This is a genomic window from Citrobacter portucalensis (assembly GCF_002042885.1).
In the GTDB taxonomy this organism is placed as follows: Bacteria; Pseudomonadota; Gammaproteobacteria; order Enterobacterales; family Enterobacteriaceae; genus Citrobacter; species Citrobacter portucalensis.
This window is the reverse complement of sequence record NZ_MVFY01000005.1, coordinates 36,857-53,562: the sequence shown is the minus strand read 5'-3', so window position 1 is coordinate 53,562 and position 16,706 is coordinate 36,857. Positions and strand designations below refer to the sequence as shown.

The following is a 16,706-nucleotide window of genomic DNA, read 5'->3' as shown; positions in this document are numbered from 1 at the left end:
ACTGCGGGATGTACACAATGAGACAGAAGAGCTATGCGACAGCTTCTGCTTCAATGACAGGCACGATGACACTGGCATGATTGCCTTTTGGCCCCTGGTGGACATCAAACTGGACAGACTGTCCGGCTTTTAGCGTTCTGTAACCATCCATCTGAATGGTGGAGTAATGGGCGAAAATATCTTCGCCGCCGCCTTCGGGGCAAATGAAACCAAACCCTTTGGCGTTGTTGAACCACTTAACAGTACCCGTTTCCATACTTCGACATCCTTCGTAAATCTTATATAAGTAAGATGGAATGAACCGGTGGCGGAGTGGGGGCTGTTCAAAACCTCGCCAACTCTCGAGACTACAATTTAGAGAAATCAGGCGGGGCGTCAAGCGCCATGCAGACGGAATAGGGTAAAAATGCATCAAAATTTGAAGCAGTTAACGCTATTGTCGGTTATGTGACAGATGTCGCGGATGGCACTAATAGATGATAGTTATCTAATACTTGAGGTAGATTGATTGTGCGCATAGGCTGCTTGTCAGCGGCAAGATTTTCTGCCGGAAACCGTAACTGAAGATGACGACTGACAATGGGTAAGACGAACGACTGGCTGGATTTCGATCTGCTGGCGGAAGACAAATTGCGCGACGCGCTAAAACCGCCATCTATGTATAAAGTGATATTAGTCAATGATGATTACACTCCGATGGAGTTTGTTATTGACGTGTTACAAAAATTCTTTTCTTATGATGTAGAACGTGCAACGCAACTGATGCTTGCAGTTCACTATCAAGGCAAAGCTATCTGTGGCGTGTTTACTGCCGAAGTGGCTGAAACCAAAGTAGCGATGGTGAACAAATATGCGAGGGAGAACGAGCATCCGTTGCTGTGTACGCTGGAAAAAGCCTGAATGCAGGCATAAACATTGGGGGAGGTGCCTATGCTCAATCAAGAACTGGAACTCAGTTTAAACATGGCTTTCGCCAGAGCGCGCGAGCACCGACATGAGTTTATGACCGTCGAGCACTTGTTACTGGCGTTGCTCAGTAACCCATCGGCCCGCGAAGCGCTGGAAGCGTGTTCTGTGGATCTGGTGGCGCTCCGTCAGGAACTCGAAGCCTTCATTGAACAGACCACACCTGTATTGCCTGCCAGTGAGGAAGAACGCGACACGCAGCCAACGTTGAGTTTTCAGCGTGTACTGCAACGTGCGGTCTTTCATGTTCAGTCCTCCGGGCGCAATGAAGTTACCGGCGCAAATGTGCTGGTCGCTATCTTCAGCGAGCAGGAATCTCAGGCGGCTTATCTGCTGCGTAAGCATGAAGTAAGTCGTCTTGATGTGGTGAATTTTATTTCTCATGGCACGCGCAAAGACGAACCCAGTCAGTCTTCTGACTCTGGGAATCAGCCAAATAACGAAGAGCAAGCTGGCGGGGAGGACCGTATGGAGAACTTCACGACTAACCTTAACCAGCTTGCCCGAGTGGGCGGAATTGATCCGCTCATTGGCCGGGACAAAGAGCTGGAGCGCGCCATTCAGGTACTGTGCCGTCGCAGAAAAAACAACCCGCTGCTGGTGGGAGAGTCTGGTGTCGGTAAAACCGCCATTGCTGAAGGCCTCGCCTGGCGTATCGTCCAGGGTGATGTGCCTGAAATCATGGCTGATTGCACCCTTTACTCCCTGGATATCGGCTCGCTGTTGGCTGGCACCAAATATCGCGGTGATTTTGAGAAACGCTTTAAGGCGCTGCTGAAACAGCTGGAACAGGATACTAACAGCATTCTGTTTATCGATGAGATCCACACCATTATCGGTGCGGGTGCGGCATCGGGCGGCCAGGTGGATGCGGCTAACCTGATCAAGCCGCTGCTCTCCAGCGGTAAGATCCGTGTGATAGGGTCCACAACCTATCAGGAATTCAGCAATATCTTTGAAAAGGACCGTGCGTTAGCGCGCCGTTTCCAGAAAATTGATGTCACTGAGCCATCGGTAGAAGAGACCGTACAGATAATCAACGGTCTGAAGCCAAAATACGAAGCGCACCATGATGTCCGCTATACCGCCAAAGCGGTGCGTGCAGCGGTCGAACTGGCGGTGAAATATATTAACGATCGTCATCTGCCGGATAAAGCGATTGACGTGATTGATGAGGCGGGCGCGCGTGCACGTCTGATGCCGGTCAGCAAGCGCAAGAAAACCGTCAACGTGGCGGATATCGAGTCCGTTGTGGCCCGCATTGCGCGGATCCCGGAGAAGAGCGTTTCGCAGAGCGATCGCGACACGCTGAAAAACCTGGGCAACCGTCTGAAAATGCTGGTATTCGGACAGGATAAAGCCATTGAGGCGCTGACTGAAGCGATCAAAATGAGCCGTGCCGGTCTGGGACACGAGCATAAACCGGTCGGTTCGTTCCTGTTTGCCGGACCAACTGGCGTCGGTAAGACCGAAGTCACGGTGCAGTTGTCCAAAGCACTCGGCATTGAACTGCTGCGTTTTGATATGTCCGAATATATGGAACGCCACACCGTCAGCCGCCTGATTGGTGCGCCTCCTGGGTATGTCGGTTTCGACCAGGGCGGTTTGCTGACCGATGCTGTTATTAAGCATCCGCATGCGGTACTGCTGCTGGATGAAATCGAAAAAGCGCACCCGGATGTCTTTAACCTGCTGCTGCAAGTGATGGATAACGGTACGCTGACCGACAATAACGGGCGTAAAGCGGATTTCCGCAACGTGGTGCTGGTCATGACCACCAACGCCGGTGTGCGTGAAACTGAGCGTAAATCGATTGGGTTGATTCATCAGGACAACAGTACTGATGCAATGGGCGAAATCAAAAAAGTGTTTACGCCGGAATTCCGTAACCGTCTCGACAACATTATCTGGTTTGATCATCTCTCTACCGAGGTGATTCATCAGGTTGTTGATAAGTTTATCGTCGAGCTTCAGGTTCAGTTGGATCAGAAAGGTGTCTCTCTGGAAGTGAGCCAGGAAGCACGTGACTGGCTGGCAGAGAAAGGCTATGACCGCGCAATGGGCGCACGTCCAATGACGCGTGTGGTCCAGGATAACCTGAAAAAACCATTGGCTAACGAACTGCTGTTCGGTTCGCTGGTGGATGGTGGCCAGGTGACCGTTGCGCTGGATAAAGAGAAAAATGAGCTGACCTATGGTTTCCAGAGTGCACAAAAGCACAAGCCAGAAGCAGCACATTAATCTTTAATCACCTAATCAGCCGGGCGTAATGCCCGGTTTTTTTTCGCCTGATAATCGTGATTTGAAATGGGATATTCGGGGGAGTTTAAACGGCAGGCAAAAAATAAGCCTGCGTAAGGGAGATTACGCAGGCTAAGGAGGTGGTTCCTGGTACAGCTAGCATTTATGGGTTATGTTTTTCAGCGGAGGGGATAATACCCTTAATGAACGAAACGGTATGTGATCGATTTCTAAGAATCTTCCGAACGCTGAAAAATAACCGTAATTAACTACTTAGTATGCGGGTTGCGCGTGGACTCACCGGTAAAATTACGCATCAACAATGCATAATTCAGATCGATATCCTCTGGTACTGGCATCCACACGGTGTAACCGTCGCCCGGCGCAACCGGCATGGCTTCACCTTTCGCGTTTTCCATCTGTTCGAGGGTAAAGTTAATGTTGCCCTGTGGGGTCATCAGCTCCAGGCTGTCGCCGACGGTGAATTTGTTTTTCACCAGTACGGCGGCCAGTTCACCTTTACGTTCGCCGGTGAATTCGCCGACAAACTGCTGACGCTCGGAAACAGAGAAGCCGTATTCGTAGTTCTGATAGTCGTCATGGGTATGGCGGCGCAGGAACCCTTCGGTGTAACCACGATGCGCCAGGCCTTCCAGCGTTTCCAGCAGTTGCGGGTCGAACGGTTTACCGGCTGCGGCATCATCAATGGCTTTACGATAGACCTGCGCGGTACGTGCACAGTAATAGTATGACTTGGTGCGGCCTTCGATCTTCAGGGAATGCACGCCCATCTGCGTCAGGCGTTCAACGTGGGCAATGGCACGCAAATCCTTTGAGTTCATGATGTAAGTGCCATGTTCGTCTTCGAACGCGGTCATATACTCACCCGGACGCTGGGCTTCTTCAATCATAAAGACTTTGTCTGTCGGTGCGCCAATACCCAGCGTAGGCTCAACGTTTTGTACCGGAATAGGCTCGTACTTATGCACGATATTGCCCACCACGTCTTCTTTGCCTTCCTGCACGTTGTATTCCCAGCGGCAGGCATTGGTGCAGGTACCCTGGTTAGGGTCACGTTTGTTGATATAGCCAGAAAGCAGGCAACGGCCGGAGTAGGCCATACACAGCGCGCCGTGAACGAAGATCTCAAGCTCCATATCCGGCACCTGGGTGCGGATCTCTTCGATTTCTTCCAGCGACAGCTCGCGGGAGAGGATCACGCGGGTCAGCCCCATCTGCTTCCAGAATTTCACCGTCGCCCAGTTTACGGCGTTAGCCTGTACTGAAAGGTGAATGTCCATGTCAGGGAAGTTTTCGCGCACCAGCATAATCAGACCAGGGTCTGACATGATCAGTGCATCCGGCCCCATTTCCACCACCGGTTTCAGATCACGAATGAAGGTCTTCAGCTTGGCATTGTGTGGGGCAATGTTAACCACCACATAGAATTTTTTACCCAGTTCATGGGCTTCATTAATGCCGAGCTGCAGGTTTTCGTGGTTGAATTCGTTGTTGCGTACGCGCAGTGAGTAACGCGGTTGGCCCGCATACACAGCGTCAGCGCCATAGGCGAAAGCGTAACGCATGTTTTTCAGCGTTCCCGCCGGGGAAAGGAGTTCCGGTTTAAACATAATTTTCTCGTTCTGATGACAGGTCAGACTCGCCTCACTCAATGAGGCGGTTAGGGGAGTGCCCCCATATTAAGGGCGGGCATTGTAGCGCTGCGAGGAAGTCAGGTAAAGAAAAACGCCGGGCGACAGCGTTGCGTTACCCGGCTGAGCAAATAATTATCAGGTCTTATCTTTTATCGTCTGACTGACACCATTGGTCTTAACTGAAGCAATACCGGTCTCGCGTGACTGTTCATTCGCATACAGTTGACTGCTACCAATAATCTGGTGGTTTGCAGCTTTCAGGTTGAAATGTAATTTGCCATTAGACGCTGTTTTTTTCTCATAACGCTCATCCAGAGGGCTGTTAGCCTGGACAGATGCGATCCCTTTTTCTGCAGCGCCTTTTGTAGTGTAAAGCTCACTGGTAAGGATTATTTCCCCGTTCCCAGCTTTAAGAACAAAGCGGTACTGATCATCGCTACTCTTACTTAATTCAAACCAACCAGCCATATGAACTCCTTGATTAAAAGTTTTATATCAAACAGTTATTGACGACAGTATTGTCAGAAAGAGTATGAGCGATATTTGGAGAGTTGCTAGTTACCAGGGCTCACGGAACAACTGAGCCCTGAAGGGCATGAGAGTTTAAGCAATTCGGCAGGCATCGGCTTCCCAGCGATACCCCACGCCATAGACCGCGCGAATAAACGACTGCTCGGCATCCAGCGACTCCAGCTTACGTCGCAGGTTCTTAATGTGGCTGTCGATGGTGCGGTCTGTAACGACGCGGTAATCGTCATAGAGATGATTGAGCAACTGTTCACGGGAGAACACTTTACCCGGCTCATGTGACAACGTTTTAAGTAAGCGGAATTCGGCGGGCGTTAAATCGAGCATCTTCCCACGCCAGGAGGCCTGAAAACGGCCTTCATCGACGATAAGCGGGCTGTCTGCATCCATTTGTTGCAGTTCGCGCTGCGGTTTGCAACGACGCAGGATCGTTTTTACGCGCGCGACAACTTCACGCGGGCTGTAAGGTTTACAAATATAATCATCTGCACCGATCTCCAGCCCTAGCAGGCGATCAATCTCTTCGATTTTAGCGGTTACCATCATGATGGGGACTTCTGAGAAGCGGCGGATTTCCCGACACAGAGTCAGACCGTCGGTACCGGGCAGCATCAGATCCAACAAGATCAGATCGGGCGGCGTTTGGCGCACGTAAGGCAGAACCAGGTCGCCGTGGTTGATCAGCGTAGGGGCATAGCTCGCTGCCCGCAGGTAGTCGATCAGCAGTTGCCCCAGCTTAGGCTCATCTTCCACGATCAGAATACGCGGTGTGTTTTCATCAATGGGTAACTCAGTCATACATCTCTCTGTAAATCGCGTTCCAGCGGTAACTCTACTGTAATGCTAACCCCACCAAAAGGCGAATGGGCGGCGCGGATTAGACCATTATGCGCTTGTACGATATTGACGCAAATCGCCAGCCCCAACCCGGAACCTCCGCTGGCGCGGTTGCGCGAGCCTTCGGTGCGATAAAATCGTTCAAACAGCTTCTGTAACTGCTCGTCACTTACGCCGGGAGCGGAATCTGCGAAGGTTAATAACACCATGCGTTCGCGTTGTTCGGCGCTGATATGCAACCCGCCACCGCTATCGGTGTAGCGCAGACTGTTTTCCAGCAGGTTGTTGAACAGCTGCATCAGACGATCCCTGTCACCAAATACCGTCATGCTGTCGGGGAGCGAAAGCTGTATGGTCAATCCACGGCTGGCGAAGCGTTCACGAAATGCGCCGCTTGCCACTTCCAATAGGGGGATGAGGTCCAGCGATGTTTTCTGGTAGGCCAGCGCGCCTTCATCTGACATGGAGAGCTGATGAAGGTCGTCAACCAGTTTGGTGAGCGTACCGACTTCAGCCTGCAACGAGGCAACGGAGTCAGGGGTAAACTGGCGGACACCATCCTGAATGGCCTCCAGTTCACCGCGCAACACCGCCAACGGCGTACGCAGTTCGTGAGAAATATCGGCCATAAAGTCACGACGCATCTGCTGGTTTTTTTCCAGTGTACTGGCGAGCTGGTTGAAGTCCTGCGCCAGCTTGCCCAGCTCATCCGTACTGGTTGGCGTAACGCGAGTGGTGAAATCGCCCGCCGCCAGTTTGTGCGTGCCTTCCACCAACCGCTTAACCGGGGCCAGCAGGCTGCGCGCCAGCGTAAATGTCGCCAGCGCGGCCAGGATCGTGGAGAGCGCAACGATAAGCCAACTGGATCGTCGTTGCTGCATGTCGAAATTGATATCCGTATTCCGCGTTAAGCGTTCCACAGGAGAGGCAATCACGGCGCCCACTTCGCTACCGTTAACGCGTATGGGATGGCGCATGCCGTCGCGAGGAACTGGGCCGCGCGGGCCGACAAGCACACGGGCGTTTTGGTCGACAACCCAAAACTGTGTACGCCAGCCGTGCGGCGGCATGCCTGGACCCGGTTTATCATCGTCGTTGTCGTGTTCAAAAGAGCGCAGGATCTGGAAAACAAAACGATCGTTATTGCGTAAGAATCGCCAGTTGCCGTGCTGCTCGTACTGCTCGCTTAATGCGTCGCTGAGCATTTGCAGCCGCTGCTCGTTGCCGTGCTTGATATAGTCAATAAAACCACGTTCGAAGCTAATGCGTACGGCCCAGTGCATGCTGATCAGCAACACAATGCAGGTGGCGAAAATCGCCAGAAACAGTTTGCCGGTGATACCGGGCCGCCAGAACTTCATCAGGTGCTCCTTTTGCGCCGTGAAATCACCGCGTTGGTTTGCGTGTCGTTCGGCACGCGGGCAAAAATAATGGCGGGCAGCGCAATGATGAAGGCGATGCACAGCCAGGTATACATAAAGACGGTATGCGTACTTCCGCTGTCGATGGCGATATGCTGTTGGCCGAACATGCCCAGCAGCAGGCCAGCGATGGTCACACCAATACTCATCGAAAGCTGCATGATCATCGACAGCAGGCTGTTACCGCTGCTGGCCAGATCGTCAGGCAGATCTTTTAACGTAAGCGTGTTCATGGATGAAAAACGCGTTGAGTTGACCATTCCCTGTAAAAACAGCACGAAGGGCAGGGCGTAATACCAGCCCAGCAGTGCCGTGGTCATTAGCAACAGACTGACCAGCGACAGGCCAAGCGTAGTGGTAATCAGTACACGACGGTAACCAAAGCGGTTAACGACCTGCACCACAATGCGCTTCATGCCCATACTGCCCAGCACCATCGGGATCATCATCAGCCCGGCATGAAAAGGTGAAAAACCGAGGCCAATCTGTAAAAACACCGGTGTCATAAACGGCAACATGCCGCTGCCGATGCGTCCGGCAAAACTGCCGAAAAGACCTAGCGAGAAGGTTGGTGTGCGAAACAGATTCAGGCTGAATAGCGCACGCGGATTACGATGGGCGTGTTTCAGATACAGCGCAATAGCCAATACCCCGCAGATAACCAGCGCCGCCAGCGTGATACTGGAGAGGCCGGTTCCTTTGCTGCCATCGAGCGCCAGCGTCAGTACCGCCATGCCGACCGCCAGCATCGCGAACCCTGAGAGGTCGAAACGTCGGGTTTGCATGGTGTAGTTGGGCATCAGCATTAACGTCGCTATTGCGCCGACAATGCCTACCGGAATGTTAATCAAAAATATCCAGTGCCAGGAGGCGTATTCAACCAGAATCCCGCCTAACGCTGGGCCCAGCAGCGGGCCGATTTGACCGGGTAAAGTGACAAACGTCATTGCCGCCATATATTGCTCACGCGGGACGATTTTCATCACCGTTAGCCTGCCGACCGGCACCATCATCGCGCCGCCAACGCCTTGTAAGACGCGCGCCATCACCAGCTCGTTGAGCGTGCTAGACCCGGCACAAAACAGCGAGCCAAGCGTAAACAGGATGATGGCGGTGAAGAAGATATTACGCACGCCAACTTTGTCCGCCAGCCATCCGCTGGCGGGCAGCATCACGGCAACAGTTAAAACATATGACACAATGACCATATGCATGTGTAACGGGCTTTCCCCGAGGCTTGCCGCCATCGAGGGAAGCGCGGTGTTAACGATGGTGGTATCCAGCGACTGCATAAAAAAGCCAAATGCCACAATCCAAAGTTGCCAGCGGGTGCTGTCGGGAAGTTCTGTCATAACTCTGCTACCGGTTTGCTGTTTTTACGCGAAAAACGCAGACGCAGACGGTCGAAAAAGAGATAGACCACGGGCGTGGTGTACAGCGTCAGGAGCTGGCTCACGACCAGCCCACCGACAATGGTTATCCCCAAAGGCTGACGCAGTTCAGAGCCATCTCCTGCGGATAACACCAACGGCAACGCGCCAAACAACGCCGCCAGCGTGGTCATCATTATTGGGCGAAAGCGCAACAAGCAGGCCTGGAAAATAGCTTCTTCCGGCTGTAGCTTGCCGTTTCTCTGCGCTTCCAGCGCAAAATCGACCATCATGATGGCGTTTTTCTTCACAATGCCAATTAATAGCATGATCCCTATCAGGGCGATTAGGCTGAACGGGGCATTGAACAGTTCCAGCGCCAGCAACGCCCCGACGCCAGCCGAAGGTAGCGTGGAGAGAATGGTCAGCGGATGGATATAGCTTTCATACAGCATCCCCAGCACGATATAGACCGTGGCGATGGCGGCGATAATCAGGATCACCTGCGAATTCATGGTGTCCTGAAATACCTGTGCGGTACCGGCAAAGCTACCGCGAACCGTGGAAGGGACGCCGAGCTGGGTCATGGTTCTGTTGATGGCCTCTGTCGCTTCTGACAGTGAAGAACCTGTCGGCAGGTTAAACGACACGGTTGAGGCGGCAGACAAGCCCTGATGGTTCACAGATAGTGGCGCATTCGCCGGCTGCCATTTAGCAAAGTACGATAACGGGATCGCTTTACCGTCATTGTTGATGACGAACATTTTGTCCAGTGCGCTGATGTCCTGGGTGTAACGTCGATCGACCTCCATCACCACTTTGTACTGGTTCATCGGCTGATAGATGGTAGAGATCTGTCGTTGTCCGAAAGCATTATTCAACAGGCTGTTGGCGGCTGCCACGTCGATCCCCAGACGAGACATGGTATCGCGATCGTAAATCAGATTCATCTCCGCGCCATTGTCCTGCTGATCGGAGTTGACGTCTGCCAGTTGGGGCAGGGCGGCAAGCGCCTTACGGATCTTCGGTTCCCACTCACGCAGCGCCGCGAGATCGTCGGACAGCAATGTGTATTGATAGCTGGCGTTGGCCTGGCGTCCACCAACGCGAATATCTTGCACCGCCATTAAAAACAGATTCGCACCTGGCTCTTTTGAAAGCGCGACGCGCAGGCGATCGATCACCTGCTGAGCGGTTTCATGGCGCTCATCACGTGGCTTGAGGGTAATAAACATCATCCCGCTGTTGACCCGCGAACCACCGGTAAAACCGGTGACGTTATTCACCGCCGGGTCGTCGCGGATGATCTTCATAAAGTCCTGCAGTTTGCCGCGCATGGCCTGAAATGAGATGCTCTGGTCGGCCTGGATCCCACCCATCAATACACCCGTATCCTGCTCCGGGAAGAAGGTTTTGGGGATGGAAATATAAAGCCAGATATTCAGCGCGATGGTGCCAAGCAACACCACGCCTACCAGCCGCGTATGGCGCAGCACCCATTTAAGCGAGGTGCCGTAACTCTGTTGCAGCGCCACTAGCACACGACCAAAACCCCGCTTGCGAGACTGTTCGCGCGGGGTGCTGGATTTGAGCATCCAGCCGCACATCATTGGCGTTAATGTCAGCGACACCAGCAGCGAGATACCGATAGCAACCGACAGCGTGACGGCAAATTCGCGCAGCAAGCGCCCAGGCAATCCGCCCATTAATAGCAGTGGCAGGAACACCGCCACCAGCGACAGACTCATGGAGAGCACGGTGAATCCCACTTCGCGCGTACCCTGTAACGCCGCCTGGAGCGGCTTCATTCCTGCTTCCAGGTGGCGGGCAATATTTTCCAGCACCACGATGGCGTCATCGACGACAAATCCCGTGGCAATGGTTAACGCCATCAACGACAGGTTGTTCAGGCTGAATCCACACAGATACATGGCGGCAAAGGTACCGATCAGCGAGACCGGAACTGCTACTGCGGGGATCAGCGTCGCACGCCCGGAGCGCAGGAAAATAAAGACCACCAGGATAACCAGCGCCACGGAGATAATCAGCGTCTGTTCGACTTCTTCCAGCGAGGCGCGAATAGTCGGCGAGCGGTCCTGGGCTATTTGCAGATCGATAGCGGCCGGGACCAGCGTTTGTAGCTCCGGCAATTTGGCGCGAATGCTGTCTACCGTCTGAATAATATTGGCTTCCGGTAGCTTGCGGATCATCAGCAGAATGGCCGGTTTGGCATTGGTCATCCCCGCGTTGCGTACGTCCTGCACCGAGTCGGTTACAGACGCAACGTCGCCCAGTCGTACCGCCGCGCCGTTATTGTAGTGGATGATAATCGGCTGGTATTCGGCGGCGGTTTTCAGCTCATCGTTGGTTTGGACCTGCCAGCGGTGGGTATCATTCTCGACAGCGCCCTGCGGCTTACGCACGTTGGCGTTGTCAATTGCGCTACGTACGTCGTCCAGCGACACGCCCTGGTTAAACAGCGCTTGAGGATTAAGCCCTACACGCACGGCAGGCAGTGAGCTGCCTCCAACGTCCACGTCGCCCACGCCGTCGATCTGTGCGATGGTCTGCGCCAGCTGGGTTGATGCGAAATCGTACAATTCACCTTGCGAGTACGTGTCCGATGTTAGCGTCAGGATCATGATTGGCGCATCGGAAGGGTTGGCTTTGCGATACGTTGGTCGGCTCGGCATCCCGCTGGGTAGCAGACTTTGCGCGGCGTTAATTGCGGCCTGAACGTCCCGCGCCGCGCCATTGATGTCACGGTCGAATTTGAATTCGAGAATAATACGCGTACTTCCAAGTGAACTGCTCGAAGTCATTTCGTTCACGCCCGCAATGCGTCCCAGAGAGCGCTCCAGCGGAGTTGCGACCGAGGACGCCATCGTTTCGGGTGAGGCACCCGGTAACGATGCGCTGACCATGATCACCGGAAAATCCACCTGCGGTAGCGGAGCGACCGGCAGCAGACGAAATCCGAGTATGCCGCACAGGGTGATGGCTACCGAAATGAGAATGGTCGCCACCGGACGATGAATGAAAAGCGCGAAAAATTTCATTTACGCTTCCTCTTCCTGACGCGGGAAGCGGCTTTTCACGTACAACGACAGACGGTCAAACAGCAGATAAATCACCGGGGTGGTAAACAGGGTTAATACCTGACTCACCAGCAGCCCACCGACCATGCCAATACCTAATGGACGACGTAACTCTGCGCCCACGCCGGTACTCAACATCAGCGGCAACGCGCCGAGCAGTGCCGCCAGTGTAGTCATCAGGATCGGGCGAAAACGCAGCAGACAAGCCTGGAAAATGGCATCGCGTGGTGACATTCCCTGTTCGCGCTCCGCGGCAAGGGCAAAGTCGATCATCATGATGGCGTTTTTCTTAACGATACCGATGAGCAAAATAATGCCGATAATCGCGATGACGTCCAGTTCGCTCCCGGCAATCATTAACGCCAGAAGCGCCCCGACGCCCGCCGTCGGCAGCGTGGAGAGAATAGTAATTGGGTGAATAAAGCTCTCATACAGCACGCCGAGGACGATATACATCGCGACAACCGCAGCCACAATCAACCAGATGGTATTTCCCAGCGCGGCCTGGAAGGCGAGCGTGCTGCCCTGGAACTGGGTGGTAATATTGGCGGGCAGGTTAAGCGTTTTTTCGGTATCCAGAATGGCCTGTACCGCATCACCCAGCGACCACTCGTCTGGCACGTTGAACGAGATGGTGGTGACCGGGAACTGATCGAGGTGGTTAATCGACAGCGGGGCAAAACGCTGTTCAACACTGGCGATCGCGCTGAGCGGTACTATGCCGCCGTCGCTACTGGTCAGACGTATTGTATCCAGTGCCGCAAGCCCTGGCGTATTGTTGGTGTCATGTTCTAACACCACGCGATACTGATTTGCCTGGGTGTAGATGGTTGAAATCAGTCGCTGGCCGAAGGCGTTGTACAGGGCGTTGTCGACATCTGACATGCTGATGCCCAAACGGCTGGCGCTGTCGCGATTGACGTTCACATACGCTACCAGCCCTTTGTCCTGCCAGTCGCTACTGACATCGGACAGTTGCGGTAGCTGATTTAGTTTTGCTATCAGCTGTGGAACCCAGGTGCTGAGGGCATCAAGGGATGTCGCTTGCAACGTGAACTGATATTGCGTCCGGCTGACCTGAGTATCAATCGTCAGGTCCTGAGTGGGCTGAAGATAAAGGTCAACGCCGGGAACTCTGTCAACCGCGTCCTGTAGGCGCGCAATCACTTTCTGCACCCGATCGTCGCGTTCATCCAGCGGCTTAAGGTTGATTTGTAAGCGCGCGCTGTTCAATGCCGTATTAGTGCCGTCCACACCGACAAAAGCGGTCAGGCTTTCTACCGCCGGATCTTTCAGAATGACATCTGAAACCTGACGCTGGCGCTGGGCCATGCTGGCAAATGAGCTGGACTGCGGTGCCTGTAGCGTGCCCTGGATAATGCCGTTATCCTGGATCGGAAAGAAGCCTTTGGGGATAAAGACCCATAGCATAACGCTCAGCGCCAGCGTGCCGAGCGCAACGCTCAGCGTGAGCCACGGATGGTTGAGCACTTTCGCCAGCCAGTGGCCGTACCCGGCAATAACGCGATCAAACATGCGCTCTGAGGCACGGGAGAAGCGGTTTTGCTTACGCAATGAGGCCTGATTCAGCATACGCGCGCACATCATCGGCGTAAGAGTGAGTGAGACAACGGCGGAAATCAGAATCGCCACGGCCAGCGTCACAGCGAACTCCCGGAATAATCGACCTACGATATCACCCATAAATAGCAGTGGGATCAGTACGGCGATCAGTGAAAATGTCAGAGAGATGATGGTAAAACCAATCTCGCCCGCGCCCTTCAGGGCAGCAGTCAGCGGTTTTTCGCCTTTTTCGATATAGCGTGAAATATTCTCGATAACCACGATAGCGTCATCCACCACAAAGCCTGTCGCGATGGTTAGCGCCATGAGGGTCAGGTTGTTGATGGAGAAATCAAGAAATACCATCACCGCGAAAGTACCGATTAACGATAACGGTACGGCGACTGCAGGAATAATAGTTGCCGGAATATTGCGCAAAAACAGGTAGATAATCATGACTACCAGCGCAATCGCCAGCATCAACTCAAATTGGGTATCCGCTACGGACGCACGAATATTGGTTGTACGATCGGAAAGTACGCTGACCTTAACCGATTTGGGCAGGCTCTCGGTGAGCTGCGGCAGCATCTGGCGGATACTGTCTGCCGTGGAGATGATGTTTGCGCCAGGCTGACGCTGAACATTCATTACTATAGCTTGTTGCTTATTGGCCCATGCGCCCAGCCAGCTGTTTTCGGCCCCTTGCTCAACGGTGGCGACATCGCCCAGACGAACCGGTGCCCCGTTTTTATAGGCAACAATGAGCTGACGATATTCATCCGCGGACTGCATCTGGTCGTTGGCTGAAAGGGTAACGGCACGCGTTGGACCATCAAGACTCCCTTTTGCCGAATTGACGTTGGCACCGGTAATGGCCGTACGGATGGTTTCGCTGGTCAGACCGAGTGCGGCAATGGCCTGAGCGTTAAGCTTCACGCGGACCGCCGGACGTTGCCCACCGGAAAGTGTTACCAGGCCCACGCCGGATACCTGAGAGATTTTCTGCGCGACGCGGGTTTCGACCATATCTTCCACCTGCGTCATCGGCATGGCGCTGGATGTGACCGCCAGCGTCATGATCGGTGGATCTGCCGGGTTTACCTTGCTGTAGACCGGAGGGTTAGGGAGATCGCTGGGTAATAAATTGGTGGCGGCGTTAATCGCGGCCTGAACTTCCTGCTCGGCAACATCCAACGGGAGCGTCAGTTGAAACTGTAACGTAACGACCGATGCGCCACCGGAGCTTTGTGATGACATCTGTTTTAAGCCAGACATCTGTCCAAACTGACGTTCAAGCGGTGCGGTGACCGCCGAGGTCATGACGTCCGGGCTGGCGCCAGGGTAGAGCGTAACGACCTGAATCGTGGGGTAATCCACTTCAGGTAAGGCGGCGATTGGCAGGAAGCGATAACCGATAATTCCGGCAAGCAAAATCGCGACCATCAGCAGCGTGGTGGCGACGGGGCGCAGAATAAACAGGCGCGATGGTCCGCCTGTGTTGTCCGGAGGTAACACCTGCATCAGGAGTTAGCTCCTTTTTTGCCGTATCCGCGTGGCGCTGTTTTCTCGTCGGAAACAGAGGCGTCGTGCGCCTCAACGACTTCGACTTTTGCGCCTTCCGTCAGACGGTCAATCCCGTCGGTCACGACCCGATCACCCGCAGAAAGCCCGGCGGCAATCACCACTTTTTGGCTATCCTGAATACCCGGTTTAACCAGGTGTTTGCTCACTTTATTGTCGCTATTCAGTACCCAGACAAAGTGGCCTTCGTTACCCATTTGCAGAGCGGCAGTTGGGATCACAACGGCATTTTGTTGTGTGTCGACCAGCATGCGGGCGTTAACGAACTGGTTAGGGAATAAAGCATCATCCTGATTGTTAAAACGAGCCTTAACTTTGATTGTTCCGGTGGTGGCATCAATCTGATTGTCGAGACTGAGCAGGACGCCTTCGCTCAGTTTTTGCGAATTGGTTCGGTCCCAGGCTTCGACCTTCAGCTGGCTCCCCGATTTTTGTGCCTGCAACACGGTAGCAATGTCGTTTTCAGGCAACGTAAATATCAGGTCGATGGGATGCGTTTGCGTAATGACGACGATTCCGGTGGTATCGCCGCTGGAAATTTGGTTACCGACATCGACCTGTTTCAGGCCGACACGACCATCGACAGGCGCGGTTATCCGGCTCCAGTCGAGCTGCAACTGAGCGCTGGCGACACTGGCTTCATCCGCTTTGATTGTGCCTAACGTCTCGTTGACCAGCGCCTGCTGGGCGTCCAGCTCCTGACGGGAGACCAGATTGGTTTTAACCAACTGTTGATAGCGGGCAAGATCGCGACGGGCATTCGCCAGCGTGGCTTTATCTTTTGCCAGTTGTCCCTGCGCCTGAGCCAGAGCAACTTTGAACTGGCTGGGATCTATTTCTGCTAGCAGGTCACCGGCCTTAACCTGTTGTCCTTCCTCAAAGTGTAAGGCGATGAGTTGACCATCCACCCGACTACGCACCGTGGCGGTATTTGCGGCAGTAACGGTCCCCAGCCCTGTCAGGTAACGTGGCACGGCTTCCTCGGTGGCGGTGGCAGCCTGCACGGGAGCCAACGGTCCGGAGCGCATTCCACGCCGTCCTGACCCCGCCGTGTGCTGCGCGGGTTTGGTTGCGCCCGGTGCGGTTCCCTGGGATGCGCTACGGCTTTGCCAGAACCAGATGGCGGCGACGGCGGCCACGACGATCACGATTGCTATCACCCAGCGGGATTTATTACTGCCTTTCATTGTTATGAGTTTCTCATCCTGAAACGATTCGCGGAATGATACTAGTTTAGCCAGCGAACAAGGGAGAAAAATGGAGGAATTATGAAACACTGTCGGGATTCGTCTGAATGCTGACGCGGCTTTGCGAGGCGTTACGCAACAATCGGTGGTGAAGATAGCGAATACGCAATTGTGCGATAGAGTGCTGACAAGGCAAAAAGGAGGAAAGCCAGAGATTTCAGCGGGACGCTGGAACGGGAAAGCCCCTCCCGAGGAAGGG

11 protein-coding genes are annotated in these 16,706 nt (G+C 53.9%); 2 read left to right on the top strand and 9 right to left on the bottom strand.

Translation table 11 applies throughout. From position 1 onward, the window contains the following. Nucleotides 1-31: 31 nt before the first annotated feature. Nucleotides 32-256: a cold shock-like protein CspD gene (cspD, locus tag BZK40_RS08970; RefSeq protein WP_003036813.1), complete on the bottom strand. Its 225-nt coding sequence runs from the start codon at nt 254-256 to the stop codon at nt 32-34. A gap of 323 nt (nt 257-579) precedes the next feature. Between cspD and clpS the strand changes: the two genes are divergently transcribed. Together clpS and clpA are read left to right on the top strand one after the other, a co-directional pair. Then, a complete protein-coding gene (clpS, locus tag BZK40_RS08965; protein WP_003036810.1) occupies nt 580-900 on the top strand; it encodes an ATP-dependent Clp protease adapter ClpS in 321 nt (106 codons plus the stop codon). Between the two features lie 30 nt (nt 901-930). After that, nucleotides 931-3,207, top strand: a complete 2,277-nt coding sequence (clpA, locus tag BZK40_RS08960) for an ATP-dependent Clp protease ATP-binding subunit ClpA (protein WP_003036804.1) — start codon at nt 931-933, stop codon at nt 3,205-3,207. Nucleotides 3,208-3,476: 269 nt separating this feature from the next. On the opposite strand, the gene trhP is transcribed toward clpA, so the two are convergent. The 8 genes from trhP to BZK40_RS08920 all read right to left on the bottom strand — a co-directional run bounded on the left by trhP (nt 3,477) and on the right by BZK40_RS08920 (nt 16,447). Then, nucleotides 3,477-4,838 (bottom strand): prephenate-dependent tRNA uridine(34) hydroxylase TrhP, encoded by a 1,362-nt coding sequence (gene trhP, locus BZK40_RS08955; RefSeq protein WP_032943948.1) that lies wholly within the window; start codon nt 4,836-4,838, stop codon nt 3,477-3,479. A 159-nt stretch (nt 4,839-4,997) separates the two neighbouring features. Further along, nucleotides 4,998-5,330, bottom strand: coding sequence for a YegP family protein (locus tag BZK40_RS08950; protein WP_048224506.1), 333 nt, complete (start codon nt 5,328-5,330; stop codon nt 4,998-5,000). Nucleotides 5,331-5,465: 135 nt separating this feature from the next. Further along, nucleotides 5,466-6,188, bottom strand: coding sequence for an envelope stress response regulator BaeR (gene baeR, locus BZK40_RS08945; protein ID WP_032943946.1), 723 nt, complete (start codon nt 6,186-6,188; stop codon nt 5,466-5,468). Continuing rightward, nucleotides 6,185-7,588 carry an envelope stress sensor histidine kinase BaeS gene (gene baeS, locus BZK40_RS08940; protein ID WP_003834277.1) on the bottom strand — a complete coding sequence of 468 codons (1,404 nt, stop codon included), beginning with the start codon at nt 7,586-7,588 and terminating at the stop codon, nt 6,185-6,187. The genes baeR and baeS overlap by 4 nt, the downstream gene beginning before the upstream one ends. Next, nucleotides 7,588-9,000: an MFS transporter gene (locus BZK40_RS08935; RefSeq protein WP_003834276.1), complete on the bottom strand. Its 1,413-nt coding sequence runs from the start codon at nt 8,998-9,000 to the stop codon at nt 7,588-7,590. The genes baeS and BZK40_RS08935 overlap by 1 nt, the downstream gene beginning before the upstream one ends. Further along, nucleotides 8,997-12,077: a multidrug efflux RND transporter permease subunit MdtC gene (gene mdtC / locus BZK40_RS08930; protein ID WP_079934519.1), complete on the bottom strand. Its 3,081-nt coding sequence runs from the start codon at nt 12,075-12,077 to the stop codon at nt 8,997-8,999. The genes BZK40_RS08935 and mdtC overlap by 4 nt, the downstream gene beginning before the upstream one ends. Continuing rightward, entirely contained in the window at nt 12,078-15,200 is a 3,123-nt protein-coding gene (locus BZK40_RS08925) for an MdtB/MuxB family multidrug efflux RND transporter permease subunit (protein WP_008785211.1), read from the bottom strand. Next, the gene (locus tag BZK40_RS08920) at nt 15,200-16,447 is read right to left on the bottom strand and encodes an MdtA/MuxA family multidrug efflux RND transporter periplasmic adaptor subunit (RefSeq protein ID WP_020996658.1); all 1,248 of its coding nucleotides are present in this window, start codon (nt 16,445-16,447) and stop codon (nt 15,200-15,202) included. The genes BZK40_RS08925 and BZK40_RS08920 overlap by 1 nt, the downstream gene beginning before the upstream one ends. Nucleotides 16,448-16,706: the final 259 nt, after the last annotated feature.

Coding starts and splice junctions, on each gene's coding strand:
- BZK40_RS08950 (WP_048224506.1), bottom strand. CDS start 5,330: ATGGCTGGTTGGTTTGAATTAAGTAAGAGTAGCGATGATCAGTACCGC.
- baeS (WP_003834277.1), bottom strand. CDS start 7,588: ATGAAGTTCTGGCGGCCCGGTATCACCGGCAAACTGTTTCTGGCGATT.
- baeR (WP_032943946.1), bottom strand. CDS start 6,188: ATGACTGAGTTACCCATTGATGAAAACACACCGCGTATTCTGATCGTG.
- mdtC (WP_079934519.1), bottom strand. CDS start 12,077: ATGAAATTTTTCGCGCTTTTCATTCATCGTCCGGTGGCGACCATTCTC.
- cspD (WP_003036813.1), bottom strand. CDS start 256: ATGGAAACGGGTACTGTTAAGTGGTTCAACAACGCCAAAGGGTTTGGT.
- BZK40_RS08925 (WP_008785211.1), bottom strand. CDS start 15,200: ATGCAGGTGTTACCTCCGGACAACACAGGCGGACCATCGCGCCTGTTT.
- BZK40_RS08920 (WP_020996658.1), bottom strand. CDS start 16,447: ATGAAAGGCAGTAATAAATCCCGCTGGGTGATAGCAATCGTGATCGTC.
- trhP (WP_032943948.1), bottom strand. CDS start 4,838: ATGTTTAAACCGGAACTCCTTTCCCCGGCGGGAACGCTGAAAAACATG.
- BZK40_RS08935 (WP_003834276.1), bottom strand. CDS start 9,000: ATGACAGAACTTCCCGACAGCACCCGCTGGCAACTTTGGATTGTGGCA.
- clpA (WP_003036804.1), top strand. CDS start 931: ATGCTCAATCAAGAACTGGAACTCAGTTTAAACATGGCTTTCGCCAGA.
- clpS (WP_003036810.1), top strand. CDS start 580: ATGGGTAAGACGAACGACTGGCTGGATTTCGATCTGCTGGCGGAAGAC.